This window comes from Sphingomonas paucimobilis NBRC 13935, from assembly GCF_000739895.2.
In the GTDB taxonomy this organism is placed as follows: domain Bacteria; phylum Pseudomonadota; class Alphaproteobacteria; order Sphingomonadales; family Sphingomonadaceae; genus Sphingomonas; species Sphingomonas paucimobilis.
Genome location: NZ_BBJS01000047.1, coordinates 1 through 25,174 on the forward strand (window position 1 = coordinate 1; position 25,174 = coordinate 25,174).

Annotated in this window: 30 protein-coding genes; 12 read left to right on the forward strand and 18 right to left on the reverse strand. The window is 65.2% G+C overall.

All coding sequences use genetic code 11. The features are described 5' to 3' along the window. Positions 1 to 155 precede the first annotated feature (155 nt). Genes purQ through purC form a run of 3 tightly spaced genes read right to left on the reverse strand, consistent with a single transcriptional unit; the run spans position 156 to position 1,833 of the window. Positions 156 to 824 (reverse strand): phosphoribosylformylglycinamidine synthase subunit PurQ, encoded by a 669-nt coding sequence (purQ, locus tag SP6_RS14840; protein ID WP_007405146.1) that lies wholly within the window; start codon positions 822 to 824, stop codon positions 156 to 158. Next, entirely contained in the window at positions 824 to 1,054 is a 231-nt protein-coding gene (gene purS / locus SP6_RS14845) for a phosphoribosylformylglycinamidine synthase subunit PurS (RefSeq protein ID WP_007405062.1), read from the reverse strand. Before purS ends, purQ begins: the two co-directional genes overlap by 1 nt. Next, positions 1,054 to 1,833, reverse strand: a complete 780-nt coding sequence (gene purC / locus SP6_RS14850; RefSeq protein ID WP_007405170.1) for a phosphoribosylaminoimidazolesuccinocarboxamide synthase — start codon at positions 1,831 to 1,833, stop codon at positions 1,054 to 1,056. Before purC ends, purS begins: the two co-directional genes overlap by 1 nt. Positions 1,834 to 2,136: 303 nt before the next feature. Here purC and SP6_RS14855 point away from each other — a divergent pair, with 303 nt between their 5' ends. The 3 genes from SP6_RS14855 to SP6_RS14865 all read left to right on the forward strand — a co-directional run bounded on the left by SP6_RS14855 (position 2,137) and on the right by SP6_RS14865 (position 6,709). Continuing rightward, positions 2,137 to 2,526 carry a hypothetical protein gene (locus SP6_RS14855; protein ID WP_037568656.1) on the forward strand — a complete coding sequence of 130 codons (390 nt, stop codon included), beginning with the start codon at positions 2,137 to 2,139 and terminating at the stop codon, positions 2,524 to 2,526. A 135-nt stretch (positions 2,527 to 2,661) separates the two neighbouring features. After that, complete coding sequence (gene parC, locus SP6_RS14860; protein WP_007405164.1) at positions 2,662 to 4,914, forward strand: DNA topoisomerase IV subunit A; 2,253 nt, start codon at positions 2,662 to 2,664, stop codon at positions 4,912 to 4,914. Positions 4,915 to 5,116: 202 nt separating this feature from the next. Beyond that, a complete protein-coding gene (locus SP6_RS14865; RefSeq protein WP_053003303.1) occupies positions 5,117 to 6,709 on the forward strand; it encodes a putative bifunctional diguanylate cyclase/phosphodiesterase in 1,593 nt (530 codons plus the stop codon). On the opposite strand, the gene SP6_RS14870 is transcribed toward SP6_RS14865, so the two are convergent. The 4 genes from SP6_RS14870 to SP6_RS14885 are packed head-to-tail and all read right to left on the reverse strand — an operon-like array spanning position 6,700 to position 9,583. Beyond that, entirely contained in the window at positions 6,700 to 7,851 is a 1,152-nt protein-coding gene (locus SP6_RS14870; RefSeq protein ID WP_007405081.1) for a CCA tRNA nucleotidyltransferase, read from the reverse strand. The two genes, SP6_RS14865 and SP6_RS14870, sit on opposite strands and share 10 nt — an antisense overlap. Beyond that, positions 7,848 to 8,438: a CoA pyrophosphatase gene (locus tag SP6_RS14875; RefSeq protein WP_007405100.1), complete on the reverse strand. Its 591-nt coding sequence runs from the start codon at positions 8,436 to 8,438 to the stop codon at positions 7,848 to 7,850. The genes SP6_RS14870 and SP6_RS14875 overlap by 4 nt, the downstream gene beginning before the upstream one ends. Beyond that, entirely contained in the window at positions 8,435 to 9,007 is a 573-nt protein-coding gene (locus SP6_RS14880) for a DUF1285 domain-containing protein (protein WP_037568654.1), read from the reverse strand. Before SP6_RS14880 ends, SP6_RS14875 begins: the two co-directional genes overlap by 4 nt. A 54-nt stretch (positions 9,008 to 9,061) precedes the next feature. Then, a complete protein-coding gene (locus SP6_RS14885; protein WP_007405072.1) occupies positions 9,062 to 9,583 on the reverse strand; it encodes a GNAT family N-acetyltransferase in 522 nt (173 codons plus the stop codon). Positions 9,584 to 9,691: 108 nt separating this feature from the next. On the opposite strand from SP6_RS14885, the gene SP6_RS14890 reads away from it, so the two are divergent. Continuing rightward, complete coding sequence (locus tag SP6_RS14890) at positions 9,692 to 10,060, forward strand: dihydroneopterin aldolase (protein ID WP_007405179.1); 369 nt, start codon at positions 9,692 to 9,694, stop codon at positions 10,058 to 10,060. Between the two features lie 5 nt (positions 10,061 to 10,065). Continuing rightward, the gene (locus SP6_RS14895; RefSeq protein ID WP_007405137.1) at positions 10,066 to 10,353 is read left to right on the forward strand and encodes a Rossmann fold domain-containing protein; all 288 of its coding nucleotides are present in this window, start codon (positions 10,066 to 10,068) and stop codon (positions 10,351 to 10,353) included. Here the strand turns inward: SP6_RS14895 and SP6_RS14900 are convergent. Then, on the reverse strand, positions 10,329 to 11,234 hold the full coding sequence (locus tag SP6_RS14900; protein ID WP_007405127.1) for a hypothetical protein: 906 nt from the start codon (positions 11,232 to 11,234) through the stop codon (positions 10,329 to 10,331). The genes SP6_RS14895 and SP6_RS14900 overlap by 25 nt on opposite strands. 215 nt (positions 11,235 to 11,449) lie before the next feature. Between SP6_RS14900 and SP6_RS14905 the strand changes: the two genes are divergently transcribed. The 5 genes from SP6_RS14905 (at position 11,450) to SP6_RS14925 (ending at position 15,036) form a co-directional block, all read left to right on the forward strand. Further along, positions 11,450 to 12,130, forward strand: coding sequence for an energy transducer TonB (locus SP6_RS14905; RefSeq protein ID WP_007405177.1), 681 nt, complete (start codon positions 11,450 to 11,452; stop codon positions 12,128 to 12,130). Between the two features lie 54 nt (positions 12,131 to 12,184). Further along, complete coding sequence (locus SP6_RS14910) at positions 12,185 to 12,985, forward strand: MotA/TolQ/ExbB proton channel family protein (protein WP_007405063.1); 801 nt, start codon at positions 12,185 to 12,187, stop codon at positions 12,983 to 12,985. 103 nt (positions 12,986 to 13,088) lie between these two features. Next, positions 13,089 to 13,562, forward strand: coding sequence for an ExbD/TolR family protein (locus SP6_RS14915; RefSeq protein ID WP_007405175.1), 474 nt, complete (start codon positions 13,089 to 13,091; stop codon positions 13,560 to 13,562). A gap of 34 nt (positions 13,563 to 13,596) precedes the next feature. Beyond that, positions 13,597 to 14,022 carry an ExbD/TolR family protein gene (locus SP6_RS14920; RefSeq protein ID WP_037568651.1) on the forward strand — a complete coding sequence of 142 codons (426 nt, stop codon included), beginning with the start codon at positions 13,597 to 13,599 and terminating at the stop codon, positions 14,020 to 14,022. A gap of 654 nt (positions 14,023 to 14,676) precedes the next feature. After that, positions 14,677 to 15,036 (forward strand): tetratricopeptide repeat protein, encoded by a 360-nt coding sequence (locus tag SP6_RS14925; protein ID WP_037568649.1) that lies wholly within the window; start codon positions 14,677 to 14,679, stop codon positions 15,034 to 15,036. 721 nt (positions 15,037 to 15,757) lie between these two features. Here the strand turns inward: SP6_RS14925 and dcd are convergent. After that, the gene (gene dcd, locus SP6_RS14930; RefSeq protein ID WP_007405039.1) at positions 15,758 to 16,312 is read right to left on the reverse strand and encodes a dCTP deaminase; all 555 of its coding nucleotides are present in this window, start codon (positions 16,310 to 16,312) and stop codon (positions 15,758 to 15,760) included. Between the two features lie 111 nt (positions 16,313 to 16,423). Here dcd and SP6_RS14935 point away from each other — a divergent pair, with 111 nt between their 5' ends. Beyond that, positions 16,424 to 17,221 carry a MerR family transcriptional regulator gene (locus tag SP6_RS14935; RefSeq protein ID WP_007405165.1) on the forward strand — a complete coding sequence of 266 codons (798 nt, stop codon included), beginning with the start codon at positions 16,424 to 16,426 and terminating at the stop codon, positions 17,219 to 17,221. 58 nt (positions 17,222 to 17,279) lie between these two features. Here SP6_RS14935 and SP6_RS14940 read toward each other — a convergent pair whose 3' ends face one another. Genes SP6_RS14940 through SP6_RS14950 form a run of 3 tightly spaced genes read right to left on the reverse strand, consistent with a single transcriptional unit; the run spans position 17,280 to position 18,885 of the window. Then, positions 17,280 to 17,732 carry a cytidine deaminase gene (locus tag SP6_RS14940; protein WP_037568647.1) on the reverse strand — a complete coding sequence of 151 codons (453 nt, stop codon included), beginning with the start codon at positions 17,730 to 17,732 and terminating at the stop codon, positions 17,280 to 17,282. Continuing rightward, complete coding sequence (locus tag SP6_RS14945) at positions 17,729 to 18,403, reverse strand: GH25 family lysozyme (protein WP_007405109.1); 675 nt, start codon at positions 18,401 to 18,403, stop codon at positions 17,729 to 17,731. The genes SP6_RS14940 and SP6_RS14945 overlap by 4 nt, the downstream gene beginning before the upstream one ends. Then, a complete protein-coding gene (locus SP6_RS14950) occupies positions 18,403 to 18,885 on the reverse strand; it encodes a UPF0262 family protein (RefSeq protein ID WP_007405042.1) in 483 nt (160 codons plus the stop codon). The genes SP6_RS14945 and SP6_RS14950 overlap by 1 nt, the downstream gene beginning before the upstream one ends. A gap of 99 nt (positions 18,886 to 18,984) precedes the next feature. Here SP6_RS14950 and SP6_RS14955 point away from each other — a divergent pair, with 99 nt between their 5' ends. Further along, positions 18,985 to 20,478 carry a replicative DNA helicase gene (locus SP6_RS14955; protein ID WP_007405086.1) on the forward strand — a complete coding sequence of 498 codons (1,494 nt, stop codon included), beginning with the start codon at positions 18,985 to 18,987 and terminating at the stop codon, positions 20,476 to 20,478. 165 nt (positions 20,479 to 20,643) lie between these two features. On the opposite strand, the gene SP6_RS14960 is transcribed toward SP6_RS14955, so the two are convergent. Genes SP6_RS14960 through cobA form a run of 6 tightly spaced genes read right to left on the reverse strand, consistent with a single transcriptional unit; the run spans position 20,644 to position 25,147 of the window. Next, a complete protein-coding gene (locus SP6_RS14960) occupies positions 20,644 to 21,222 on the reverse strand; it encodes a dihydrofolate reductase family protein (protein ID WP_007405139.1) in 579 nt (192 codons plus the stop codon). Positions 21,223 to 21,241: 19 nt separating this feature from the next. Further along, positions 21,242 to 21,982, reverse strand: a complete 741-nt coding sequence (locus SP6_RS14965) for a phosphoadenylyl-sulfate reductase (protein WP_007405157.1) — start codon at positions 21,980 to 21,982, stop codon at positions 21,242 to 21,244. After that, a complete protein-coding gene (locus SP6_RS14970; RefSeq protein ID WP_007405143.1) occupies positions 21,975 to 22,433 on the reverse strand; it encodes a DUF934 domain-containing protein in 459 nt (152 codons plus the stop codon). The genes SP6_RS14965 and SP6_RS14970 overlap by 8 nt, the downstream gene beginning before the upstream one ends. After that, entirely contained in the window at positions 22,426 to 24,051 is a 1,626-nt protein-coding gene (locus SP6_RS14975; RefSeq protein ID WP_007405059.1) for a nitrite/sulfite reductase, read from the reverse strand. Before SP6_RS14975 ends, SP6_RS14970 begins: the two co-directional genes overlap by 8 nt. 11 nt (positions 24,052 to 24,062) lie before the next feature. After that, positions 24,063 to 24,359: a DUF2849 domain-containing protein gene (locus tag SP6_RS14980; RefSeq protein ID WP_007405105.1), complete on the reverse strand. Its 297-nt coding sequence runs from the start codon at positions 24,357 to 24,359 to the stop codon at positions 24,063 to 24,065. Further along, positions 24,356 to 25,147, reverse strand: coding sequence for a uroporphyrinogen-III C-methyltransferase (cobA, locus tag SP6_RS14985; RefSeq protein ID WP_037568645.1), 792 nt, complete (start codon positions 25,145 to 25,147; stop codon positions 24,356 to 24,358). The genes SP6_RS14980 and cobA overlap by 4 nt, the downstream gene beginning before the upstream one ends. Positions 25,148 to 25,174 lie beyond the last annotated feature (27 nt).

Here is a 25,174-nt window from a genome sequence, read left to right on the forward strand (position 1 = left end):
CAAACATCTTCTTTGCGGCTTTGCGGCTTTGCGGCTTCGCGGCTTCGAGGCTTCGCGTGAAAAAATGAAAAAGGGGAAGCGAGTTGCCCCGCTCCCCCTGTCAAATGTCATCCCGTGGCCTTCGACTTCGCTCAGGCTGAACGGCGGGGTGGGGATTACGCCCCCACCATCTCCAGCAGGCCTTCGAACAACCGGCGGCCATGGTCGCCGCCGTGCGCGGCTTCGATGCGGCGTTCGGGGTGGGGCATCATGCCCAGCACGTTGCGACGCTCGTTCAGCACGCCCGCGATGTTGCGGGCCGAGCCGTTGACGTCCTCGGCATAGCGGAAGGCCACGCGGCCTTCGCCTTCTAGACGGTCAAGCGTGTCGGCGTCGGCGAAGTAATTGCCGTCATGATGCGCGACGGGAATGCGGATCGTCTCGCCTTGCTCGTACAGCCGGGTGAAGGCGCTGTCGGTGTTGGCCACTTCCAGGTTCACGTCGCGGCACACGAAGTTGAGCGAGCGGTTGCGCATCAGCGCGCCCGGCAACAGCCCGGTTTCGGCCAGCACCTGGAAGCCGTTGCACACACCGAACACCGGCGTGCCCTTGTTGGCCGCATCGACCACCGCGCGCATGATCGGCGAGCGGGCCGCGATCGCGCCGCAGCGGAGGTAATCGCCGTACGAGAAGCCGCCCGGAACGCCGATCAGCCCCAGTCCCTCGGGCAGTTCGCTGTCGCCGTGCCAGACCATGGCCGGCTTGACGCCCGTCACCGCCTCCAGCGCGACGGCGAGGTCGCGGTCGCAGTTCGAGCCCGGAAAGACGATCACGGCGGTCTTCATCAGGCGCGCTCCACCCGGTAATTCTCGATCACGGTGTTGGCGAGGAGCTGGCGGCACATCTCGTCGATCTGCGCGTCGGTCGTCTCATCGGCGACCTGCATCTCGATCAGCTTGCCCGCGCGCACGTCATCGACGCCCTCAAAGCCCAGGCTGCCCAGCGCGTGCTGGATCGCCTTGCCCTGCGGGTCGAGCACGCCGGGCTTCAGGGTCACGAAAATCTTCAGCTTCATTACTTGCCCCGGCTCTTGCGGTGTTCTTCCAGATCGAGGACGGCGGTGTCGCCTCCCTCGGGCAGCAGGCCCAGACGGCGCGCCACTTCCTGATAGGCCTCGACCTCGCCGCCGAGATCCCGGCGGAAGCGATCCTTGTCCAGCTTCTCGTTGGTGGTCATGTCCCACAGGCGGCAGCCATCGGGGCTGATCTCGTCGGCCAGGATGATGCGACCGAAGTCGTTGTCCCAGATGCGGCCGAATTCCAGCTTGAAGTCGACCAGGCGGATGCCGATCGCGGCGAACATGCCCGACAGGAAGTCGTTCACGCGGATCGCCAGATCGGCGATGTCGTGCATTTCTTCCTGGCTGGCCCAGCCGAAGCAGGCGATATGCTCGTCGGTGACCATCGGGTCGCCCAGCGCATCGTCCTTGTAATAATATTCGATGATCGTGCGGGGCAGCTTCACGCCCTCTTCGATGCCCAGACGCTTGGACAGCGAGCCCGCCGCGACGTTGCGCACCACGACCTCGATCGGCACGATCTCGACCTGGCGGATCAACTGCTCGCGCATGTTCAGGCGGCGGATGAAGTGGGTCGGCACGCCGATATGGTCGAGCATGGTGAAGACATGCTCGGAGATACGGTTGTTCAGCACGCCCTTGCCGTTGATCGTGCCCTTCTTCTGGGCATTGAACGCGGTGGCGTCGTCCTTGAAATACTGGATCAGCGTGCCGGGCTCGGGGCCCTCGTACAGGATCTTGGCCTTGCCTTCGTAGATTTGGCGGCGGCGAGCCATGCGGCGGTCCCCTGAAATGAGTACAGCCCCGGTGCCCCACATGCTGAGGCCCGAGGCGGGATGGCGCGGCCTATAAAGGAAGGGGCGGGCCGGCGCAATGGAATGTGGCACGTCATCGAGCCGGTTCCGGTAGGCCCGGTTGTGACAGGATGTGCAGGCAGATGTGCAACATGTCGTCGCTGTAATCCAATGTACATCATGGCCAATGCTTCAATGAAATATGAAAAATCGTTAAGTTGTGAAAGTACTGGAAACCGATCGCCCAAGTCATGGGTTCTGTCTATGCTTGCAAAGGAGGTAGTCATGAACAAGCTGATGATCGGTGTTGTTGGTGGGGCCCTGATGCTGACGGCGGGTGTTGCCGTCGCGCGGCCGATGCATGCGGCGCAAGGGCCGCAGATCTGGGAGCAGGCACATGTCCCGCTGGCCAATGGCATGGAAGCAATCGCGGTCGTGAAGAACGGCAATAAGGAGCGGACGGTCGCGTGTCGCGACACCGCCGATGTCCTGGCAACGTTCCGTCCCGAAGTCGTCGCCTTCGCGCCCGCCCACACCAAGAAGGGCAAGCCCGTGACCGATGAGGAAGTCGCCGGTGTCGAAACCTTCACGCCCGTCGCCTTCCAGAATTGCACGGTCGCGGCCGGCAATCACTTCCAGCAGGATGTGACGCAGGCCCAGGCGAACCAGTCGTAAGCCGACCGGCCTTGCCGCGATCGAAGCGGGTGCGATTCCGATCGCGCCCGCTTTGTCGTATCGAAGGGGTGCGTGTTCCTGATTTGATCCGCCGGATTGCCCCTGGGGCGTGGGCTTGCTAGAAGCGGCGCTCCCATGGCGATCGATCTCCGCGACAATCCTCCCGTCGGCATCCTGGACGCACCTTTCGACAGTGCGCTGTCGGAGCGTTACCTCGTCTATGCGCTGTCCACGATCACCGCGCGCTCGTTGCCCGATGTGCGCGACGGGCTGAAGCCCGTGCATCGGCGGCTGCTCTGGGCGATGCGGCTGCTCAAGCTCGATCCGGCGGCGGGCTATAAGAAGTGCGCGCGCGTCGTCGGCGACGTGATCGGTAAATATCACCCGCATGGCGACCAGTCGGTCTATGACGCGATGGTCCGCCTCGCGCAGGATTTCGCGCTGCGCTATCCGCTGGTCGACGGGCAGGGGAATTTCGGTAATATCGACGGCGACAACGCCGCCGCCTATCGCTATACCGAGGCACGGCTGACCCAGGTCGCGATCGACCTGATGGATGGCCTCGACGAAGATGCCGTCGCCTATCGCCCGACCTATAATGGCGAAGAGCAGGAGCCCGAGCTCTTTCCAGGCCTGTTCCCCAATCTGCTGGCGAACGGCGCGAGCGGCATCGCGGTCGGCATGGCGACCAGCATCCCGCCGCACAACGCCGCCGAATTGCTCGACGCGGCGATCCACGTGGTCGACCATCCCGATGCGGATGACGATGCGATTCTGGCGCGTGTCAAAGGCCCGGACTTCCCGACCGGCGGCATCGTGGTCGATGCGCCCGCGATCCTGCGTGAGAGCTACACGACGGGGCGCGGTGGCTTCCGCGTCCGCGCGCGCTGGGAGATCGAGCGGGAAAAGGGCGGCGGCTGGCAGATCGTGGTCAGCGAAATTCCCTACGGCGTCGCCAAGGGCAAGTTGATCGAACAGATCGCAACGCTGATCAACGACAAGAAACTGCCGATTCTGGCCGATGTGCGTGACGAATCGGATGCGCAGGTCCGCATCGTGCTGGAGCCGCGCAGCCGTACCGTCGATCCGCAGGTGCTGATGGATGGGCTGTTCCGCTTCTCCGATCTGGAGACGCGGATCAGCCTGAACCTCAATGTCCTCGACAAGGACCGCACCCCGCGCGTCATGTCGTTGCGCGAGGCGCTGGCGGCCTGGGTCGAGCATCAGTTCGTCGTGCTGCGCAGGCGCTCCGAACATCGCCTGGGCAAGATCGCCGATCGGATCGAGCTGCTCGACGGCTATCTGGTCGCCTATCTCAACCTCGACCGGGTGATCGAGATCATCCGCACCGAGGACGAGCCCAAGGCGGTGATGATCGAGGAATTCCGTCTGACCGATCGGCAGGCCGAGGCGATCCTCAACATGCGGCTGCGCTCTCTGCGGCGGCTGGAGGAGTTCGAGATTCGCGGCGAGCGCGACAAGCTCGACAAGGAGCGCGAGCAACTGACCCAATTGCTCGGCTCGGAGCAGCGGCAACGGACGCGGATGAAGAAGGATCTGGGCAAGATCCGCGACCGCTATGGTCTGGAGACCATACTCGGCGCACGCCGCACGCTGATCGAGGAAGCCGCGCCGACCCGCGACATCCCGCTCGAGGCGATGATCGAGCGCGAGCCGATCACCGTCATCCTGTCGCAGCGCGGCTGGATTCGCGCGATGAAGGGGCATGTCGATCTCGCCTCGGCCGAGACGGCGAAGTTCAAGGAAGGCGACGGCCCGGCCTTTGCCTTTCACGCGCAGACGACCGACAAGCTGTTGCTGGCGGCGGCGAACGGGCGGTTCTTCACGCTGGCGGCCGACAAGCTGCCCGGTGGGCGCGGTTTCGGGGAGCCGGTGCGGGCGATGATCGATCTGGACGGATCGATCGGCATCGTCGGCTTCCTGCCCGCCGCCCGCGCCGCCAAGCTGCTGGTCGCGGCGTCGGACGGACGTGGCTTCATCGTGCCGGCCGCCGACACCATTGCCGAGACGCGAAAAGGAAAGACGGTGCTGACCCCGCGCGCCGGGGCCAGTCTGAAGGTCGTGCGCCCGGTGGGGGCGGAGGACGATTATGTCGCGGCGATCGGCGACAATCGCAAACTCCTCGTCTTCCCGCTGACCGAGTTCGTCGAGCTGTCGCGCGGAACGGGGGTCCAGCTTCAGCGCTATCGCGATGGCGGGCTGTCCGACGCGACGACCTTCGTCTTCAAGGACGGGCTGAGCTGGCCGATGGGCGGCGAGACTGGTCGGGTACGGACCGAGGCGGATCTGTCCGCCTGGCGCACTGCACGCGGCGCGGCTGGGCGGATGCCGCCGACCGGCTTTCCGCGCGACAATCGGTTCGGCTGATCGCCTGCGAAGCAATGCCGTTTCGAGGCGGCGTAAGGAAGCGGCAGATTGAAACCGTTTCTGGATACGATCGTTGCGCGGATTTTAGGGCCTTTTAACCTTCTGGCCGCTACACCATGTGGCGATGGCTTCGATCGCTTATCCCACGCCGCGCCCTTCGACGCGACACTACGCCACGCTTACGTCGTGCGCGGTGGGAATCATGGCGATCCCCGCCGCCGAAATCGCCCTGGTCGATGGTCGGCCGGTCATCATCACCACCAATGAAGCCTTTCGCCGCGCCGGGCTGAACGAAGCTGCGGCCCTGCCGATTCTGATCGACGAACTGACGCCGCGTCTGGGCGAATTTTTAAATTCGGATCGCGAATCGATCGAATTCCCGATCGCGTTCGGCGATGTGATCGACCGTCGTTACTTCCGGGCGACGCTGGCCCGATCGGCGGAGGATGAGCCCGACAGTTTCGTGCTGATGCTCGTCGACCATACCGCTCAGCATCATACCGAGCGCAGCCTGCGCCGCGAAATGACGATCGACAGCCTGACTGGCCTGCCCAACCGGCAGGGCTTTGGCGACCTGATCGAAATGATGATGGCGACGCGTCACCCCCATGCGGTGCTGGTCGTCGATCTCAACCGCTTCGGGCGGCTGAACGCCTGTATGGGCTCGCTGGTCGCCGACGAGTTGCTGATCACGGTCGCACGCCGGCTGAAGGGGGCGTTGCGCTCGCGCGATTCGATCGGTCGGATCGGGGGCAATGAGTTCGGCGTCCTGATGATGATCGATGGCGGCGAGGACGAGGCGCATGTCCTGGCCGAGCGGATCGAGCGGGCGCTCTCTGCACCCTTCCGCCTCACCGATTTCGAGGTCAATGTCGAAGGGTCGATCGGCATCGCTTTTGGCAGCGATCAGGACGGCGATGCCGAGGAATTAATCCGCCATGCGCAATTCGCGGTGAAGCAGACCAAGAGCGCCGGGCGCACCCAGGTCTATCACCCACAGGCCTTCACCATCGCGCGCGCACAATTCGCGATGGAAACCGCGCTACGCCACGCGATCGACCGTGAAGAACTGCATCTGGCCTATCAGCCCATCTGTGACCTGACGTCGGGCAAGGTCGTCGCCTTCGAGGCTTTGGCGCGGTGGCGCGATGCCGAGGGGTGCGATCATCTGCCCTCCGACTTCATTCCCGTCGCCGAGGAATCGGGGCTGATCGTGCCGCTGGGCCGCTGGGCGATCGACCAGGCGCTGACGCAGCTTACCGAATGGGATCGCAGGGCAGGGGGGACATGCGGGATACGCATGTCGGTGAACGTCTCGGCCATCCAGTTGCAGCGCGACGTCATTCCCGATGTGATCGAACGGGCCCTGGCGCGGACGGGGCTGAGCGGTGATCGCCTGACGCTGGAGCTGACCGAGAGCGCGATCGTCGGCGATCCGGACCGCGTCACGGGGATCATGGAGGCGCTGAAGGCGCTGGGCACGACGGTGGCGATGGACGATTTCGGCACCGGCTATTCCAGCATGGCCTATCTTCAACGCCTGCCCATCGATGTGCTCAAAATCGATCGCAGCTTCGTCTCCGGCATGCTGGCCGATCGGGACAAGATCGCCATCGTGCGCGCGGTTCTTGGCTTGGCGCAGGCACTGGGCATGAAGACCACCGCCGAGGGGATCGAAACGGTCGAACTGGGCCAGACGCTGGCCGCGCTGGGCTGCACCTACGGGCAGGGCTATGTCTATGCCCGCCCACTCGATCCCGATGCCGCCTGGGCGATGATCGCGGCTCAGGCCTGAGCCACCGCCGCGTCGGCCAGTTCGGCGACGCGCGCTTCTCCCGGAAAGCCCTCCGCGATCCACCGGGTCTCGACCTGCCGCAACAGCCGCGCGACCTCCGGCCCCTTGCCGATGCCACGCGCCACCAGCGCCCCGCCGGTCAGCGGCAAGGAGGGGGGTGTCCAGTCGCGGATGGCCTCGACCGTTTCGCCCGCCAGCAGCAGCCGGTCGATCGCTCCCTCGATTCCGACGCGATAGGCCAGCGCGCGCGGGCCTTCTTCACCCGGCCCGGCGGTGGCGGCGATCAGCCGCTTGCGATCGACATTGGACAATTTCAGCCGCGCCCCTACGGCTTCGGCGGTCTGCGGCGGAAGCAATGCGGCCAGTCGGCGGATGGGATCGGCGGCGATCCCGGCCGCCTGCTCGCGCTCGGCCAGCATCGCCAGCCGCTCGGCTCCTGCCGCATCGATCTCGGGGAGCACCGCGCGCAGGATACCGCGCTCGACCATCAGCGCGATGACCGGCACCGCGCCCGGCGCGACCAGCAATTTGAGCAGTTCGGCCGCGATCCGCTCGCGCGACAGGGCCATCAGGTCGTTGGCGCGGGCGGTGCAGGCGGCGAGGCCCGCTTCGTCGATCGCCTGGCCGAAGCGGGCATGGAAGCGGAAGAAGCGCAGGATGCGCAAGTGATCCTCGGCAATACGCTGCAACGGATCGCCGATGAAGCGGACGCGTCCGGCCTTCAGGTCGTCCAGCCCCCCGAAATAGTCGAACAGCGCGCCCGTCTCGGGATCGGCGTAGAGCGCGTTCATCGTGAAGTCGCGCCGCGCCGCATCCTCGCGCCAATCATCGGTAAAGGCGACCACGGCGTGGCGGCCATCGGTCGATACGTCGCGCCGCAGCGTCGTGACCTCGACCGGGCCATCGGGCAGGACGGCGGTGATCGTGCCGTGCGCGATGCCGGTCGGCACGGGCTTGAACCCGCTGTCGCGCACCCGCGCGATCACCGTTTCGGGCGAGAGCGGCGTGGCCAGATCGATATCGGCCACCGCATGACCGAGCAGCGAATCGCGCACGGCACCGCCGACGAATCGCGCCTCCAGCGTGGCGGCGAGCGCGATCAGGTCACGACGATCCGCCCAGGGCGCGGTGGCGGGGTTCATGCCCATTGCAGCCGCCGCGACAGGTTGACGATCATCGCGGCAGTCGCGCCCCAGATGCGCCGGTCGTTCCATAGAATCTCGTAGAAATGGCGGGTCCGTCCGCGCCATGGCGCGCTGACCCGGCGGTGATGGGCAGGATCGAGGAGATAGGCCAACGGCACCTCGAACAGGTTGGCGACCTCCGCCTCGGAAGGGCGTAGCGTCATGTCCGGTGGGATGACACCCAGGACCGGCGTCACCTCGAATCCGGTAACGGTGCGATAGCGGTCGGCCAGTCCGATGACGGTAACAGCGCGTGGGGGAAGGCCGATCTCCTCCTCCGCTTCGCGCAATGCGGTTGCGACCAGATCGGCATCGCCGGGATCGGCGCGACCGCCGGGAAAGGCGATCTGACCGGCATGATTGCGCAACGTCTCGGTCCGCTGGGTCAGCACCACGCCCGGCTCGGCGCGATCGGTGACGGGCACCAGCACCGCCGCGGCGGTCGGGGCGGTCGCAATCTCATGGCTCTCGACGCCGTCGCCGGTCAGGAGCTCGCTGACCGGGATACGCGCCATCGCCTCGGCCAGCCTTTCGGCGAGCGTCATGCGGCGTTCGAGGTGGTGAGCGGGAAGAAGGCGCCGTTGCTCCACAGGCCCGGCGCCTGTTCGTCTCCCGCCAGAGCGCGTTCGGCCAGTTCATAATAGACCGGCCGCGCGATCAGCGCCTCCAGCCCGTCGCGGACATGAAGATAGGGGCGTGGGCCGTCCTCGCCTTCCTCGAACCGCAGGCCATGGTCGGCATCCGCCGCGACGAGATCACCGGTGTTGAGCTGGAAGACCAGCCGGCTGTCGTGACCTTCGCCCTCGGTCTTGACCGCGACCGCGACGAAGGGCGCGTCCTCTACCGCGATGTCGAGCTTTTCGACGGGTGTGACCAGCACATACCGACCATCGGGCTCGCGACGCAGGATCGTGGAGAACAGCCGGACCATCGCGGCACGGCCGATCGGGCTGCCCTGATGATACCAGGTGCCGTCGCGCGCGATCCGCATCTCGCTGTCGCCGCAATGGCTGGGGTTCCACTGCGACACGGGGGGCAGCTTTTGCGCTTCCATCGCGCGCACGATTTCGGCCAGGCTGAGGGAGGACAGGTCGGGGGGCGGCGCCATGGGCATGATCTGTCCGAGGTAGGGAGCCGAGGCGGGCCCGTAAAGCCCGGCGATGCCGGCTTAGTCCTGCGGCAGGCCGGGGCCCAGCATTCCGGCCCGGTCGGGCACGCTCGCGCCGCGCGCGAGCAGGCGGTGCCGCTCGACGGGGCCGGGCAGCCGCCACCGCGCGGTACGCTCCGCCGTAAAGCCGAAGAAGCGGCCATAATATTCCGGGTCGCCGATCAGCATCATCGCCCGGTCCAGCCCCTGGTCTTGTGCGGCGGCCAACATGTGGAGGAACAGCTTTCGTCCGATCCCGTCGCGCTGATATTCCGGCGCGACCGCGACCGGGCCGATCATGATCAACGGCCAGTGTTCGCCATCATCATCGGTCAGCGCGATCGGCCAGCATTGGATCGACCCGATCAACGTGCCGTCCTCGGTCAGCGCCGCGAAGCATAAAGAGTCCACCGGCGCCACCGATCCCCGCACCTTATAGGCGGTGCGCGCCTGCCGCCCGGGCGGAAAGGCGCGGTCGAGCAGGGCCTCGACCGCGGCCGGAGCGACCGCGTCGAGCGGAATGAGATCGATCGTCTGGGACAAGAGGGCAGGGTCCGATCGCCGGGATAGGGGACGCGCGCCCTTAACCCGTGTCGCGCGCGATGCAAGCCCGTGCTTCCCTTGGCCGCCCGCTCTGCTAGAGGCGCTGTCATGGAAGACCGTCTCCAGCTTGAAGTCCATGACCTCGAAGTGCAGGTCCTGACCGGCATCTATTCCGAGGAAACGCATCTGCCGCAGCCGCTGCGGATTTCGTTGACCGTCGATCTCGACTGTGCCGATCATTATACGCCGGACACGCCGCTCACCGCGTCCAAAAACTATCTCGACCTGAAACATGCCGCGACGGTGCTGCCCGAAGGCGTGCATTTCACGCTGATCGAAGGGGTTGCGGATCATATCTGCGACACGCTGTTCCTCCAGGACCAGCGCGTGCGCCGCGTGCAGGTGAAGATCGTCAAGCTGGCCATCGCCGAGGATGGCGAGGCGATCGGCATCACCCTGGTCCGCCACCGCCGCTAATCTCCATGGCCGCGCAGCGTATCGATCTGGCCCCGGATGCCGATATCCGCGTGGTGGTCGCGGCGCATCCCGGCGTCGATCTGGTGCTCGTGCTGATGCCCGGCCGCGATTCGGTTGCTCAGGCGATGACAGAAGCCGCGATCGGCCCGCTGGCGATCGCGGCGGCACCGGCGGCGCGGATCAATGCCGTCGTGCCGGCACGGGACGCTTCGCCCGAGGCGGTCGCGGCGGCGGTCTCCTATCTCGCCGCCGCGCACGCCGTCACGGGTCAGTTGCTGGCGGTCGGGACCTGACGCGTCCGGCTGCAGGGGCCGAGCTTCTGGATCACATATTGATAGTCTTCGCGCGCCGCCTGCGCATTTTCGGGCGATAGCGATGCCGTGCTGTGTTCGGGCAGTGATTCGGGCAGGGCGCAAGCCAGGCGATACCAAAGTAACGTGTCGCGCGCCGGCGGCGCGGCCGCCTCGTCGACGATCTCACTCAGCGCGACGGCCCAGCGGCGCTCCTCACCAGGGTGGCGCAGCACCGACAGCGATACGGGGCGGTTCTTCGCCGTGGTCAGGAAGATCTGGGTCTCGCCCTCGCCCGGTAGGGTGCCGGGCACGTAAAAGGCATTGCCGACGCCGGTGATGACCGGCGGTGCATCGGGTGACAGGGCATCGCGTGCGATCGCACGGCTGCGCTGCTCGGTATCCGGGGTCCAGGGGAGCTGCGCGTCGGGGGCGACGAGCTGCAACTGGTCCGGGGCGTTGGGAACCCGGCGCGCGTAGATCAGCACCCGCATCTTGCGCAGCTTGGGCGCGCGGCCGCGTGCATCGGTCGCCGCATCGAACAGATAGCCGACCCGCGCCGGCAGTCCGCCCGCCCCGCGCAATAGCGCACCGATATCGGCCTCGACATAGAAGCGCTGGTGGCCGGGGGCCACGCCGACCGCCTCGGCCCCCTTGATCGCCGTCGTCGAGCGGATGGTAACATCGGCGATGACGGGCGCGGACAGCACCAGATCGGCCAGATCGGCATAGCCGGGACCGGACGCGGAAAGGGGGGCATCCGCCGGGCGCGGCGACGCCATGGTCGCCACCTGCGCGGCGGCAGGTATGGCGGTGGCGGGAATCAGGAGTGTCAAGGCGCCGATGCGAACGGCGCGGGACACGGCGTGGGACAGCGGATTCATTGCGTCGCGCTACTCCTTCGATTGTTAACAATACAGAAATAATTTCGTCATGGCGCTATTGTACGTTTATTACGTCCGACAAACTGATTGCACCGCGCCAGCCGTCACGATAGGGTCCAAGGCTCTGCCGCATGCCGATAGAGCATGGCAGGAGTTTCCCACGTCCCCACGCTACGGCGAGGCGAAACTGGCAGACTGAGGAGTTTCGTTGCTGAATGGCCTATACTGACCAGAAGATGTCCGGGGGCAAGGTGGTCGCGATCGTTATCGTCGTGCTCATCCACGCAGCCCTGGGCTACGCCTTCGTCACGGGACTGGCATACCAGTACGTGAAGAAGGCGACCGAAAAGCTCGACACGTTCAACGTGGAAGAGCCGCCGCCCCCACCCCCGCCGGACGAACCGCCGCCCCCGCCGCCGGAGCAGCCCAACCTGCCTCCGCCGCCGACCACGGTGGTCACGCCGCCGCCGATCGTGAACGTGCCCGTCCCGGCACCCGCGGTCACGACGACGAGCATCATCCCGCTGAGCCAGCCGACCGCACCGCCGGCTCCGCCTGCGCCGCCGGCCCCGCCTGCGCCGCCCGCACCGCCGACGATCTCGAAGGCCGCCGGTCTTCGCGGTAATCCGGGCCAGTATTTCGGTCCCGACGCCTATCCGCCGTCGGCCCAGCGCGAAGGCGCCGAGGGTCGCGTGTCGGCGAAGCTGTCGATCGGCACCGATGGCCGCGTGACCGACTGTTCGATCCTGTCGAGCAGCGGCAACCGGGCCCTGGACGATGCCACGTGCCGCATCTCGAAGGCGCGTGTGCGTTTTACCCCGGCCCAGGACGCCGGCGGCAATCCGATCGCCTCGTCCTACACGCTTAACATTCGTTGGCAGCTGCCACAGGAATAACGGCTAAACGCCGGTTCAAAAACTCAACGCTTTAGTCAGAGGACCTAACCAACCATGCTCACCACCATCCTCGCCGCGGGCGGCGCCGCGGCCGGTGCCGAAAACCCTTACGGTCTCGGCCAGGCCCTGAAGGAAGGCGGCCTCATCTCGCAGTCGGTGTTCACCATCCTCTGCTTGATGTCGATCGTGTCGTTCTACATCCTGTTCTCGAAGCTGTTCGAGCAGCAGAAGATCATCAACCAGGCCAAGCGCGTCCGTCAGAGCTTCTGGTCGTCGAACTCGCTGCGCGAGGGTTCGGCCAAGCTCGAGAAGAACTCGGCCTACAAGCAGATCGTCGACGACGGTCTGGCCGCGCAGGACCAGCATTCGAAGCTGACCGATCCGGTCGAGGCGCATGACTGGCTGCACGGCTCGCTGGCGCGTTCGGAAGCCGCGATCAACTCGAAGCTGGGCGGCGGTCTCGCCTTCCTCGCGACCGTCGGTGCGACCGCGCCGTTCATCGGTCTGTTCGGTACCGTTATCGGCATCTACCGCGCGCTCATCAAGATCGGCTCGTCGGGCCAGGCGTCGATCGACGCGGTCGCCGGCCCGGTCGGTGAAGCGCTCATCATGACCGCGCTGGGTCTGGTCGTCGCGGTTCCGGCCGTGCTCGCCTTCAACTGGCTGCAGCGTCGTAACAAGAGCATCGCGGAAGACCTGTCGTCCTTCTCGAACGACGTTCTGGGCTTCCTGGCCTCGAACGGTGCGGTTCGTCCCGCCGTCGCTTCGGGCGCCGCTGCCAAGCCGACCGCCGTCAAGGCGACCCCGGCGACGACCACCGCCGGTCAGGCTGGTGGCGTTCAGACCCGCGCCTGAGCCTAAGGGGGCGGGGACCGGTCCCTCGGGACACGGCCCCGCCACCCCCCGCCGATCCCCATTTGGGGACGGTGATAGAATGCATGGATAGGATAGCTCTCTCATGGCGATGAGCGTTGGCGGTGACTCCGCCGAGAAACCGATGTCGGAGATCAACACGACGCCCCTCGTGGACGTCATGCTGGTGCTTCTCATCATCTTCCTGATCGCGGTTCCGGTCGTGATTCAGACCGTTCCGCTGAAGCTGCCGAGCGTCCGCTTCGATCCGACGACGACGAAGCCGGAAAATGTATCGCTCTCGGTCACCAGCGAGAACGGACAGTGCAAGGTGTATTGGGGGCTGACCCCCGTCACGTCGGACGAACTGCGCACCCGCGCGGTCGACAAGCTGAAGGCCGAGGTCGAGCGGCTGGGTGCCAACATCACCCCCGAATCGCTGCCCGAGGCGCATATCCGCGGGGACGTGAATACGCCGTATCGGTGCATCGGTGGCACCATCTACACGATGCAGCAGGCCGGTTTCGCCCGTGTCGGCTTCATTTCCGAGCCGCCCCCCGGCGGCAACCCCCGCGCCTGATCGGCCGGGCGGACACAATAGGAGTTAGCACGCCATGGCAATGAGCGCCGGATCCGATGATGGCGAGCCGATGATGGACATGAACACGACGCCGTTGATCGACGTCATGCTCGTGCTCCTCATCATGTTCATCATCACCATCCCGATCCAGACTCACGCGGTGAAGGTCGACCTGCCGGTCAACTCGAAGAACAACACGCCGGTCGTGAATACCGAAAAGAACAAGGTCGGTATCGACGCCGCCGGCACGGTGACCTGGAACGGGTCGCCCGTCGACGAGGTGACGCTGCGTCAGTATCTGGACCAGACGGCTGCCATGAACCCCGAGCCGGAACTGCACTTCCAGCCGGCCCCCGACGCCAAGTACGCCAAGGTCGACGAGACCCTGGCGATCATCAAGCGCTCGGCGGTCAGCAAGCTCGGCTTCATCGGCAACGAGCAGTATCGCAACGATTTCTGATCGATCCGATCGAAGCGTTGACGGAAAAGGGCGGTCCCGAAAGGGCCGCCCTTTTTGCATGTGCGGGTGTCCTATCCTGAAGGCCCGTTGATGGTGAGAGCGCCGCTGTTCGAGGAACGTTGGCGCTTGGCATGGATGTTCGCCAGGTGGGGTTCAAGCAGCCGACCCGCCGCTAGGGCATTTGCGCTGTCGCTTGCGCACAGTGTGATTGGAATAGGGATGGCGTGAAGTGGATCGGCCCGTTCGTGGAACGGCCGCTTCAGAGCATCAGGTAAGCTTCGTTCTTCCCTGTGAGGGAGGGAGCAGGCCGAAAACCCGGCGGAAGGTGGCGCCACCGAGAACGGGCATCCTACCAAGCGGCGACACATCTCGCCCTGCTTCGCTTGGGTCCTCTCTTCGTGACGGGGGAGGAATGCCCTGGAGTTCCCCCCAATGATTGGCGGGCCGGAGTTAGGTAGCGAAAAGAGCACGGGAGTGGGGCTGGATAAGGCGCTTCGGCGTCATTCAGGCGCCACGAAACCCATCCAAAACCGGGTCTCCACTCCGATTTGCCATGTTCAATAACGGCATCGCCGGTCGCATCTTTCGCCTCTTGCGTGTGTTTCACAAAAATGACAACGTAACGTCATAAAAGTGAAATATAGGAGAAGAGAGATGCGTGGAGTCGTTTCGGTTTTGCTTGTGGCAGCGGCGGGCATGGCGGCCCCGGCCATGGCCCAGGAAGGTTGGCCGCAGCGCACGGGGTATCAGGAGATTGCAGCCGGCAATCTGGCCGCCGCCGAGCGGACCCTGCTGGCCGAGCGTCGCACGAGTCCCGACAGCCCCGAATTGATGCTCAACCTCGCGGCGGTCTACGCCCAGACGGGTCGTGTGAGCGAGGCGCGTGCCCTGTACGGCGCGGTGCTCAACGAAAAGTCGATCGCGATGGACATGCCTTCGGGGGCCGTGGTGGCATCGCATGCGGTGGCGCAAACCGGGCTTCGCCATTTGCAGCAGACAATGGCCTCGCGCTGAGCGGCAGGGGACGAGTCCGGGCCGGTGCGGTTCGGACTTGTCCGAAGCTGGCAAGCTTTCGCGCTAACCCAAAGATTGCGCCACTAAACAAGGTGATGCGCTTGGATCGCGTTGATTGACATGCAACGAGCTCGCCGAGAATTTTCCTTTTCATGGATGGCTCGGTTCCATGGATTGCGCGGTTGCGAAGGATGTTGGGGGACGCGGCTGTGAAGCGGGCCTCGCCTTCTGGGGGACACCCCTCCGTCACGTCTTCGGCCTGCCACCTCCCCTTGCCGGGGAGGATGAATGGAATAGCAATCAGCGCCCGTAACTACGCCGTTTTTATTGGCTGATCCGCGCCTGCTATAGGCTCAGCTATGGCTCGTGATTTGGAGATGCCTTAAGAAGCCGTCGCTCGACTTGAAATGGCCAACGGGATACACGTTGTCGAAGTTATGCTTGATTAAGTCCTGCGCCAGGCGGGGCAATTTAAAATTCGCGTGAGATCCGAATTATCGGGCGCTAATCTCGGTCGTCATTTCGGCAAAAGAAAAACTCCTATTTACTAGCCAAAATGCATAACCGTCTAAACGATCAGTATCTCGTTGAGATGGCGGCCATCGCCAATCTTAAAGAGATAAGTCATGGATGGCGATTGGTGCTGTGGCGTGCTTCGCAAATCGTATCGCGTTTGCCGATCAACGGTGCGATTCGAAGGTAAGACGCCGCGTCGCCCCAATCATAGCCGCGGGAGCGTCACACCGCGCTGCCCCATATATTTGCCGGCGCGGTCGGCATAGCTGGTCTCACAGGGCTCATTGCCCTTCAGGAATAGGAACTGACACGCGCCTTCATTGGCGTAGATTTTGGCGGGCAGCGGCGTGGTGTTGGAAAATTCCAGCGTGACGTGCCCCTCCCAGCCTGGCTCCAGCGGCGTGACGTTCACGATGATCCCGCAGCGCGCATAGGTCGACTTGCCCAGGCAGATGACCAGCACGTCGCGCGGCACCCGAAAATACTCGACCGTGCGCGCCAGCGCGAAGCTGTTGGGGGGGATGATGCAGACATCGGTCTTGCGATCGACAAAGCTGTTCGACGCGAAATCCTTGGGGTCGACCACTGCGCTGTCGACATTGGTGAAGATCTTAAACTCGTCCGCCACCCGCGCGTCATAGCCATAGGAGGACAGGCCATAGCTGATGCAGCCATCGCGGCGCTGGTTCTCGACAAAGGGCTCGATCATCCCTTGGGTCTGCGCGGCTTCGCGAATCCAGCGGTCGGACAGGATCGACATCTTCATTCCCCTTAAGCGTTGCCGCTCATTGCCGGATCGCGGGGGCGGGGCAAGGGTGATCGTTAAAAAGGGGCTTGCGGTTGACGCTGCGTCAAGCGGTACGATCGCGCCATGACCACCATGCTCGACATCGCCGAGATTGCCCGCGCCACCGGGCTGAGCAGCCGGGCACTGCGCTTCTATGAGGCGCGCGGCCTGATCCGGCCACTGCGCAGCGAGGGCGGGCGACGGATTTTCGGTGCGGGTGAGTTGGAACGGCTCCACGCCATCGTCGCGCTCAAACGGGCGGGCTTTACGCTGGCGGCGATTGGGCGGTTGCTCGACCGGCCTCATGCGACGCTGGGCCCGATGATCGCGGCGCAACTGGCGGTGGTCGAAGCGGAGCGCGCTGCGCTGGCGGAGACCGCCGCGCTGCTCCGATCTCTTCAGTCCCGCATCGATGCCGGCGAGCGCATCGACGTCGCGACGCTTTGCTCGCTGATCCGGAAAGGGAATGACATGACGACGACACAATGGAAGTCGGTGATCGACCAGCATTTCTCAAAAGAGGAGCAAGCGCATTGGGCAGAGCGGATGACCGCGCTGGCGCCCGATTTCGATCTAGCCGCGTATCAGGCGCAATGGGCCGATCTGGGGCAGCGGATACAGGCCGCGCTACCGATGGACCCGGTTTCGGAAGAAGCGCAGGGTTTCGTGCGGGAATGGCAGGAGTTGCTTGCGCCGTTCCGCAAGGTGGCGACACCGGAGATGTGGGCGGGTGCGACCCGTTTGCATGACGCGCGGGCCGAATGGGACGGGCAGGCCGATCCGGGATTCTCGGCCGAGGTGTGGCAGTTCATCCAGGCCGCCAGCGCCGCGAGGTGCGGGCAGAGCGAGCCTGGATCCTCGTCCGCGCCCGTGGCGAATTGAGCTGCAACCGTCATCCCAGCTTTGGTTGGGATGACGGTCGACATGCGGAGATTGGATTTCAGTTGATCCCCAGATCCGCCGGGCCAAAGGCGTCGGGCAGCAACTCGGACAAGCGATAGGACCGTAGCGCATCGCCCTCGGCCGCTCCACAATGCACGGGCAAGTCGCGGCCGCCCATTTGCGCGGCCTCGTTGATAACTTGGCGGCAGCGGCCGCAGGGGCTGACCGGGGTGGTGCCGGTCGCTTTCCCGTCGGCATCCATCGCCCCGCCGATCACCCCGATCGCGACGATCTCGCGTAGCCGACCGGCGGCCGAGGCGGTGGCGATGGCAACCGTCTCGGCGCAGAGCGACAGGCCATAGCTGGCATTCTCGAAATTGGCGCCGGTGATGACCGAGCCATCCTCCATCAGTAAAGCCGCGCCGACGGCGAACCGGCTATAGGGCGCATGCGCGTGGCGCGCGGCGTCGCGGGCGGCGGCGATCAGGGCGTTCGGATCAATCTGAGTCATGAGGTAACGACATCCCAATGGACGGGGCCTTCCACCCCCTCGACCCGGCGGACATCGCTGGCACGCCACATGCGCCAGGGGCGGGCGGCATAGTCGGGCTTGAAGAAATTGCCGATCTCCCAGACCGGGCGGTCCAGCGCGGCGGTGATGGTGTAATCCGACTCGAACGCCTTGGACACGCGCAGCATGACCGGCTTGCCGGTATGCGTCTCGACCATGGACACGAAGCGGGTGAGATCGGCGACCAGCGCGGCGCGCTCGGGTCGCGCGGCGCAATCATCATGATAGGACAGGTCGATCGCGGCGGGCAGGGCGTCGCCGGCGCGGGGCACGAAGATGTTGAACGCATCGGCCTGCGCCGTGGCGGGCTGACATAGCGAATAGATATGGATCGCGCCGCGCCGCATCCCTGCCTCGGGCAGGGCGTCCCAATTCCCCTCGAACGACGCTTCGCGCCGATCTGCGCCGGAGGTCGCGACGATATAGGCGAAGTCCGCCCCATTGGCGCGAAGGGTGCGCCATTCGACGGCGGGCGGGTTTTCGGGCAGGTCGATCCCCTGCAACGGATAGCGTTCGGTCGGCGGATGCCAATGCGTCGCCCAATGCCGCCCACCCGCCGTGACCATGCCGAGCGCCAGCAGGCCTGCACCGATTTTCCAGAGAATCGCCATCAGTTGCGGATATGCAGGACGCAGATCAGTGTGAAGAGGCGGCGTGCGGTATCGAAATCGACTTCGATCTTGCCGGTCAGCCGTTCCTTCAGCATCTCGGCCGCCTCGTTATGGATACCCCGCCTGGCCATATCGATCGTCTCGATCTGTTGCGGGGTCGCAGCGCGAATCGCCTGATAATAGCTGTCGCAGATCGCGAAATAATCCTTGATCGGCCGTCGGAAGCGGCCGAGGGCGAGCACCAACGTCTCGATATGCGTCCCGTCCTCGCGGTGCATATGGATGCCCAGCCGCCCCTCCTCCGACTCCAGCTTGATGCGGTAGGGGCCGGCATAGCCATCGGGCTGGGGCCGCTGTGGCGCGAAGTAATTTTCCTCGATCAGGTCGAAGATCGCGATCCGCCGCTCCTGCTCGACATCGGCCGAGCGCCAGCCCAGGCTGCGTTCGTCCAGGTCGATTGAGATGATCCGCGGATCGGCCATGGTCATGGGGATAGTCGCGAAGTGGCTGCGCCGCAAATCCCCCGCTGATCGACGCAATCAACTTCACAGAGGCACCGCCTCCGCGCTAACGCCGGAGAAATGGCCACCCTCGCATTCCCGAACCCCGCTGCCGCCACTGAGCCGCAGCAGCTTCCCCGCAATATCGAGGCGGAGGCTGCGCTCCTGGGCGCGATGATGATCGACAACCGGCTCGCGGACGATCTGGTCGACCGGTTGGACCCGGACCATTTCTTCGAGCCCGTGCATGGCCGCGTGTTCGCCGCGATCAAGAATCTGCGCGCCACCGACATGCTGGCGACCCCCGTCACGCTGCGTCCGATGTTCGAGGCGGACGAGGGGATGAAGGCGCTGGGCGGGCCGTCCTATCTGGCGCAACTAACCGGATCGGGTGCGGGCCTGATCGGTGCGCGCCAGTTCGCGACGCAGATCTACGACCTCGCCATGCTCCGCGCGCTGGTGACTGTGGGGCGGACCTTGGTCGACCGGGCGATGGACACCTCGGAAGAGGTGAACCCGCGCGCGCAGATCGAGCTGGCCGAGAATGAGCTGTTCAAGGTCGCGGCAGACGGCGGCTCCGAAAATGCGGTGAAGAGCTTCGCCCAGGCCACCACCATGGCGGTCAAGAATGCCGAGCGCGCGCTGAACTCCGGCGGGCATGTTTCGGGGATCACCACCGGTCTCGACTCGGTCAATGCCAAGATCGGCGGTATGCATCGCTCCGACTTGATGATCCTGGCGGGCCGTCCGGGCATGGGCAAGACCTCGCTCGCCACCAACATCGCGTTCAACGCCGCCAGGAGGTGGATGCGTGATATGCAGGACGGCATTCCGCCGGCCGAGTCGGTGGGCGCCAAGGTCGCCTTCTTCAGCCTCGAAATGTCCGCCGACCAGCTAGCGACGCGTATCCTGGCCGAGCAGTCCGGGATCAGCTCCGAAGCACTGCGCATGGGCAAGATCAGCCGCAACGAGTTCGCGCAGCTCGCCGCCGCCGCCGCCGAGCTGGAGCAGCTGCCGCTGTTCATCGACGATACCGGCGGCCTGTCGATCTCTGCGCTGCACACCCGCGTCCGGCGGCTGCAACGGCGGCATAACAACGAGATCGGTCTGGTCGTGGTCGACTATCTCCAGCTGCTGACGGGGTCGGGCAAGCAGTCGGACGGCAACCGCGTGCAGGAAATCTCGGAGATTTCGCGCGGGCTCAAGACCTTGGCCAAGGATATGAACGTACCGGTGCTGGCGCTGTCGCAGCTCAGCCGTGCGGTCGAGCAGCGCGAGGACAAGCGCCCGATGCTGTCCGACCTTCGCGAATCGGGCTCGATCGAGCAGGACGCCGACATGGTCTGGTTCGTGTTCCGCGAAGACTATTACATGATGCAGCGCGAGCCCAAGCGCCCGATGGAAGGCGATGACGGCAAGGTCTTCGAGGATCACGCGAAATGGGCGACCGAAGTCGAGCGGGTCTATGGTCTCGCCGAATTGATCGTGGCGAAGCAGCGTCACGGTGCGACCGGTAAAGTCGTGATGAAGTTCGATCCGACGATCACGCGGTTCACCGACTTCGCGGGGTATTGATCCGCCCTTCGCTCGGCCTGAGCGAAGTCGAAGGCCACGGGTTTACGCCTGCCAAGGGGCGGGGCGTGCACTTCGACTTCGCTTAGTGCGAACAGGGGTGGGATATTTCCCGCCTCACACCCTCCACTCCGTTCAGCCTGAGCGCAGTCGAAGGCTACGCCAGACTCAAGTAGGCCGGTATATCTTCGCCATTGCTCCGCCGGGAAAGGTGACTGCCTCGACGAGTTCCAAGGCTAGGGGGCGCTCCAGTTCGGAGAAGAGCGGCTCGCCGCGCCCCAGCGCCACTGGCGCGACGAGCAGTGCGAATCGGTCCACCAGTCCATGCGCGATCAGGCTACGCGCAAAGCGTACGCCGCCATGCGCGATGATCGGGCCGCCGCTTTCGGCCTTGAGCGCAGCGACCTCCTCGTCCAGGTCGCCACTCGCGACATAGGCGTTGGCCCAGCTTTCCCCGCCCGGCGGCAGGGTCGCCGCATCCGGTGCGATCTCATCGCCTTCGCGGGAGAATACTACCTTGGGGATCGCGTTCATCGGCACGGCAAAGAGATCGGTCGAGCCCGGCCAGTGGTCTGCCATAGCATGAAAGGTCTCGCGCCCCATGATGTGGAGCCCGGCTTGACTAAGATAGTCGACGCTCCAGCCTTTGGCCGCAGGGTCTTCCCCGAACATCCAGCGATTGTCGCCTTCGGTCGCGCTGACGAACCCGTCGAGCGACATGGTCATCTTCAGAATCAGTTCGCGCATGGGAACCTCCGTTGGGAGGTTAAACCGCCGTGACCGGCCTGTGTATCCCGCATTCCACCTTGTCGAACCCACGCCAACGGCCGGCACGGGGGTCTTCACCTGGCTTCACCTTGCTGGTGCAGGGCGCGCAGCCGATCGACAGATAGCCTTCGGCTTCCAACGGATGGCGCGGCAGGTCGTGCGCTGCGAAATAGCCGTCCAGTGCCGCCTTGTCCCAGTCCGCCAGCGGGTTGAGCTTCAACCGACCATCCTCGACCTCGAAACGGGGAAGGGCGCGGCGGGTGCCGGCCTGGAAGCCCTTGCGGCCCGAAATCCAGGCCTCGAACGGGGCGAGCCCCCGTGCCAGCGGTTCGACCTTGCGCAGGTCGCAGCAGCCATCGGGGTCATAGCCGTGGCGGATGCCCTCAGGGTCCTTGGCCGCCAGCAGTGTAGGATCGGGCTGGATCACCCGGACGTCGAGCAGGCCCAGCCGAGCGACCAGCGTATCGCGATAGGCGAGCGTCTCGGGAAACATCTTGAGCGTGTCGGTGAACACCACCGGCGTCGCGGGATCGGCCTGGGCGACCATATGGAGCAGCACGGCGGACTCGGTGCCGAAGGACGACACCGCTGCGATCTGGCCATGGAGTTCACCGGTCAACAAAGTGTGCAGCATCTCGGGCGCGGAGACCCCCGCGAACCGCGCCTCGTACGCCGCGGCATCCTCCGCCGTATAAGCCGGCCGCACATCGATGCGGTCGAGCCGCCGTGCCTCAGCCATGACGCAGCTTCCACACCGGCACGCGCGCGTCGGCGGCCTTTTGATAGGGTTGCGGATAAAGGTTCAGCAGCTTGGTCAGCGTCGTCGAGTCGATCGGCTTTTCCGGCGCGAAGCTGTCGAAGCCGCAGCGGCGCATGTGCGGAATCTGGTCGACCAACACGTCGCCCGCCGCGCGCAGTTCGCCCTCGAACCCCGCCTCACGTAGGATGCGCGCCGCCGAATAGCCGCGCCCGTCACGAAAGGTCGGGAAGCTGATCTCCACCAAAGCAATCTGTCCCAGATGCGGCAGGAGTTCGCGCGCATCGTCACCCGCCTCCAGCCGGACGGCGGTGGCGTTGGTCTGGCCCAGGAACGCGTCTAGCGTCACCGCCGGTTCGTCATGCACCACATCGTCGCGAAAGCGCAGCAGCGTTTCGCCTGCGTTCGTGTTCACGGTGATCGGATCAACCATAAATGGCCTCCTTGAACGGCTGCATGCCCACGCGGCGATAGGTGTCGAGGAAGCGCTCGTCGCCTTCGCGAAGCGCGACATAACGGTCGGTCACGCGCTCGATCGCATCGACCACACCGTCCTCGTCGAAGCCGGGGCCGGTGATCTTGCCCAGCGACACATCCTCCGCACCCGAGCCACCGAGCAGCAGCTGGTAATTCTCGGTGCCCTTCTTATCAACGCCCAATATGCCGATATGCCCGGCATGATGGTGGCCGCAGGCGTTGATGCAGCCCGAAATCTTCAGCTTCAACTCGCCCAGCTCGCGCTGCCGCCCGGCGAATCGCTCGCCGATCTTCTGCGCCAGCGGGATGGAGCGGGCATTGGCCAAGCTGCAATAATCCAGGCCGGGGCAGGCGATGATGTCGGAGATCAGGTCGAGATTGGCCTCGGCCAGCCCGGCGTCGCGCAAAGCGGTCCAGATGGCATACAGATCGGCCTTGCGGACATGCGGCAGAACGATGTTCTGGGCATGGGTCACGCGCAGTTCGTCATGGCCATAGCGCTCGGCGAGATCGGCCATCAGGTCGATCTGGTCGGCCGAGGCGTCGCCGGGGATGCCGCCGATCGGCTTCAGGCTGATCGTGACGATGGCATGGCCGGGCTGCTTGTGCACGGCAACATTCTGGTCGAGCCAGACCGCGAAATCGGGATCAGAGCGGTCGATGGTGTCGGATGCGTTGCTCTCAAAGTCCGGCCCGGCGAACATCGCGGTGATCCGCGCCAATTCGGCCACGGGCGGGTCGATGCCCAGGTCGCGGATCGCGGCGAATTCCGCCTCCACCTGATCGCGGTACGCATCGACGCCGATCTCGTGCAGCAGGATCTTGATCCGCGCCTTGTAGATATTATCGCGACGGCCATAGCGGTTATAGACGCGCAGGCACGCTTCCAGATAGCTCATCAGATGGTCGGCGGTGATGAAGTCCTTCACCTCATGCGCGATCATCGGGGTACGGCCCATGCCGCCGCCGACGAAGATCTTCGCGCCGAGCACGCCGTCGCGCTCCAGCAACTGGATGCCGATATCGTGCAGCCGCATCGCCGCGCGATCCTCGTCCGCCGCGATCACCGCGATCTTGAACTTGCGGGGGAGGTAGGTGAATTCCGGGTGGAAGGTCGACCATTGCCGGATCAGCTCGGCCCAGGGGCGCGGATCGGCGACCTCATCGGCGGCGGCGCCGGCGAACTGGTCGGACGAGATGTTGCGGATGCAGTTGCCCGAGGTCTGGATGGCATGCATCTGCACCGTCGCCAGCTCGGCCAGGATGTCGGGCGCATCGGCCAGCTTGATCCAGTTATACTGGATGTTCTGGCGTGTGGTGAAATGGCCGTAGCCGCGATCGTACTTGCGCGCGATATGGCCCAGCATCCGCATCTGGCGGCTGTCGAGCGTGCCATAGGGCACCGCGACGCGCAGCATATAGGCGTGCAGCTGAAGATAGAGGCCGTTCATCAACCGCAGCGGCTTGAACTGATCCTCGGTCATCGCGCCCGACAGGCGACGGCTCACCTGATCGCGAAATTCCTCGACACGGGCATCGACGATGCTCTGGTCATATTCATCGTAAACATACATGCGTCAGTCTCTCAAATCACCCAGGCGCCGGCATCCGCATCGGCGGGCTTCAGCGTCAGGTCGGGGCGCACCGTGGGGCCGAGCGCGCGGATACGGTCCTTGATATGGGCGGGGCGGGGGCCTTGCTCGGTGGCTTCCGCGTCGATCAGATAGGGCACATTGACCCGGCGAGCCCCTTCCTCGGCACGCAGGATCGCCTCACCTTTCGTGCCGACATCGACCGCATCCTCGACATGGCGCGACCAGTCCTGGCCGGTCCACCAGACGACATCCCCACTCGCCAGATCATTGCCCGTCAACAGCTTCATGCGCTCATCCCTTCCGCCACGCGGGCCCAACGCGCGAGCTTGTCCTCGGCATCCGACAATTCGACGACCTCGCCCACGACGATGATGGCGGGGCTCTGCACCCGCTCGCGCTCGACCATGGGGCCGAGATCGGCGAGCAGGGTGCGGATCGCGCGGTGCCCTTCCAGCGTACCGCGCTCCAGCACCGCGACCGGCATGTCGGGGGCGACGCCATCGGCCATCAGCTTGTCGGCGATGCCGTTCGCGGTCGCGACGCCCATATAGATGACGAGGGTACGGCCTTGCCCGGCCAGCCCCGACCAGTCCTGATCGGTCAGCCCCTTGCACTGGCCCGCGACGAACGACACCGCGGAAGCGTGATCGCGGTGGGTGAGCGGCAACATCGCCTCCGCCGCGCAGCCGAGCGCCGCCGAGACGCCGGGGATCACCTCCACCGGCAGGCCAGCGGCACGCACCGCCTCCACTTCCTCGCCCCCGCGCCCGAAAATGAACGGGTCGCCGCCCTTCAGCCGGACGACGATCGCGCCGGTCTTCACATGGGCCACGATCAGCGCATTGATCGCATCCTGCGACAGCGTGTGCCGCGCGCGCCGCTTGGCGACCGAGATGCGCTGGGCTTGCGGGGGCGCGATGTCGAGCACGCGCGAGTCGATCAGGCCGTCATGGACGACGACATCGGCCTGTTTCAGCGCCTCGACCGCGCGCACGGTCAGCAGACCGGGATCGCCCGGTCCTGCACCGACAAGGATCACGCGGCCACGCGCGGCGGGGTCGAGAAGACTAGCCATGGTGCGACAGATGATCCTCCTGTGCGC

What these genes read in the sequence shown, in the direction of transcription:
- SP6_RS14870 (WP_007405081.1), bottom strand. Translation starts at nt 7,851, where the DNA reads ATGAACCCCGCCACCGCGCCCTGGGCGGATCGTCGTGACCTGATCGCG.
- SP6_RS14890 (WP_007405179.1), top strand. Translation starts at nt 9,692, where the DNA reads ATGGAAGACCGTCTCCAGCTTGAAGTCCATGACCTCGAAGTGCAGGTC.
- SP6_RS14975 (WP_007405059.1), bottom strand. Translation starts at nt 24,051, where the DNA reads ATGTATGTTTACGATGAATATGACCAGAGCATCGTCGATGCCCGTGTC.
- SP6_RS14880 (WP_037568654.1), bottom strand. Translation starts at nt 9,007, where the DNA reads ATGCCCATGGCGCCGCCCCCCGACCTGTCCTCCCTCAGCCTGGCCGAA.
- SP6_RS14895 (WP_007405137.1), top strand. Translation starts at nt 10,066, where the DNA reads ATGGCCGCGCAGCGTATCGATCTGGCCCCGGATGCCGATATCCGCGTG.
- SP6_RS14905 (WP_007405177.1), top strand. Translation starts at nt 11,450, where the DNA reads ATGGCCTATACTGACCAGAAGATGTCCGGGGGCAAGGTGGTCGCGATC.
- purC (WP_007405170.1), bottom strand. Translation starts at nt 1,833, where the DNA reads ATGGCTCGCCGCCGCCAAATCTACGAAGGCAAGGCCAAGATCCTGTAC.
- SP6_RS14940 (WP_037568647.1), bottom strand. Translation starts at nt 17,732, where the DNA reads ATGACTCAGATTGATCCGAACGCCCTGATCGCCGCCGCCCGCGACGCC.
- SP6_RS14910 (WP_007405063.1), top strand. Translation starts at nt 12,185, where the DNA reads ATGCTCACCACCATCCTCGCCGCGGGCGGCGCCGCGGCCGGTGCCGAA.
- SP6_RS14980 (WP_007405105.1), bottom strand. Translation starts at nt 24,359, where the DNA reads ATGAAGCTGTTGACGGGCAATGATCTGGCGAGTGGGGATGTCGTCTGG.
- dcd (WP_007405039.1), bottom strand. Translation starts at nt 16,312, where the DNA reads ATGTCGATCCTGTCCGACCGCTGGATTCGCGAAGCCGCGCAGACCCAA.
- SP6_RS14900 (WP_007405127.1), bottom strand. Translation starts at nt 11,234, where the DNA reads ATGAATCCGCTGTCCCACGCCGTGTCCCGCGCCGTTCGCATCGGCGCC.
- SP6_RS14915 (WP_007405175.1), top strand. Translation starts at nt 13,089, where the DNA reads ATGGCGATGAGCGTTGGCGGTGACTCCGCCGAGAAACCGATGTCGGAG.
- SP6_RS14965 (WP_007405157.1), bottom strand. Translation starts at nt 21,982, where the DNA reads ATGGCTGAGGCACGGCGGCTCGACCGCATCGATGTGCGGCCGGCTTAT.
- SP6_RS14955 (WP_007405086.1), top strand. Translation starts at nt 18,985, where the DNA reads ATGGCCACCCTCGCATTCCCGAACCCCGCTGCCGCCACTGAGCCGCAG.
- cobA (WP_037568645.1), bottom strand. Translation starts at nt 25,147, where the DNA reads ATGGCTAGTCTTCTCGACCCCGCCGCGCGTGGCCGCGTGATCCTTGTC.
- SP6_RS14920 (WP_037568651.1), top strand. Translation starts at nt 13,597, where the DNA reads ATGGCAATGAGCGCCGGATCCGATGATGGCGAGCCGATGATGGACATG.
- SP6_RS14960 (WP_007405139.1), bottom strand. Translation starts at nt 21,222, where the DNA reads ATGCGCGAACTGATTCTGAAGATGACCATGTCGCTCGACGGGTTCGTC.
- SP6_RS14950 (WP_007405042.1), bottom strand. Translation starts at nt 18,885, where the DNA reads ATGGCCGATCCGCGGATCATCTCAATCGACCTGGACGAACGCAGCCTG.
- SP6_RS14935 (WP_007405165.1), top strand. Translation starts at nt 16,424, where the DNA reads ATGACCACCATGCTCGACATCGCCGAGATTGCCCGCGCCACCGGGCTG.
- purQ (WP_007405146.1), bottom strand. Translation starts at nt 824, where the DNA reads ATGAAGACCGCCGTGATCGTCTTTCCGGGCTCGAACTGCGACCGCGAC.
- SP6_RS14970 (WP_007405143.1), bottom strand. Translation starts at nt 22,433, where the DNA reads ATGGTTGATCCGATCACCGTGAACACGAACGCAGGCGAAACGCTGCTG.
- SP6_RS14945 (WP_007405109.1), bottom strand. Translation starts at nt 18,403, where the DNA reads ATGGCGATTCTCTGGAAAATCGGTGCAGGCCTGCTGGCGCTCGGCATG.
- SP6_RS14865 (WP_053003303.1), top strand. Translation starts at nt 5,117, where the DNA reads ATGGCGATCCCCGCCGCCGAAATCGCCCTGGTCGATGGTCGGCCGGTC.
- parC (WP_007405164.1), top strand. Translation starts at nt 2,662, where the DNA reads ATGGCGATCGATCTCCGCGACAATCCTCCCGTCGGCATCCTGGACGCA.
- SP6_RS14855 (WP_037568656.1), top strand. Translation starts at nt 2,137, where the DNA reads ATGAACAAGCTGATGATCGGTGTTGTTGGTGGGGCCCTGATGCTGACG.
- SP6_RS14925 (WP_037568649.1), top strand. Translation starts at nt 14,677, where the DNA reads ATGCGTGGAGTCGTTTCGGTTTTGCTTGTGGCAGCGGCGGGCATGGCG.
- purS (WP_007405062.1), bottom strand. Translation starts at nt 1,054, where the DNA reads ATGAAGCTGAAGATTTTCGTGACCCTGAAGCCCGGCGTGCTCGACCCG.
- SP6_RS14875 (WP_007405100.1), bottom strand. Translation starts at nt 8,438, where the DNA reads ATGACGCTCGCCGAAAGGCTGGCCGAGGCGATGGCGCGTATCCCGGTC.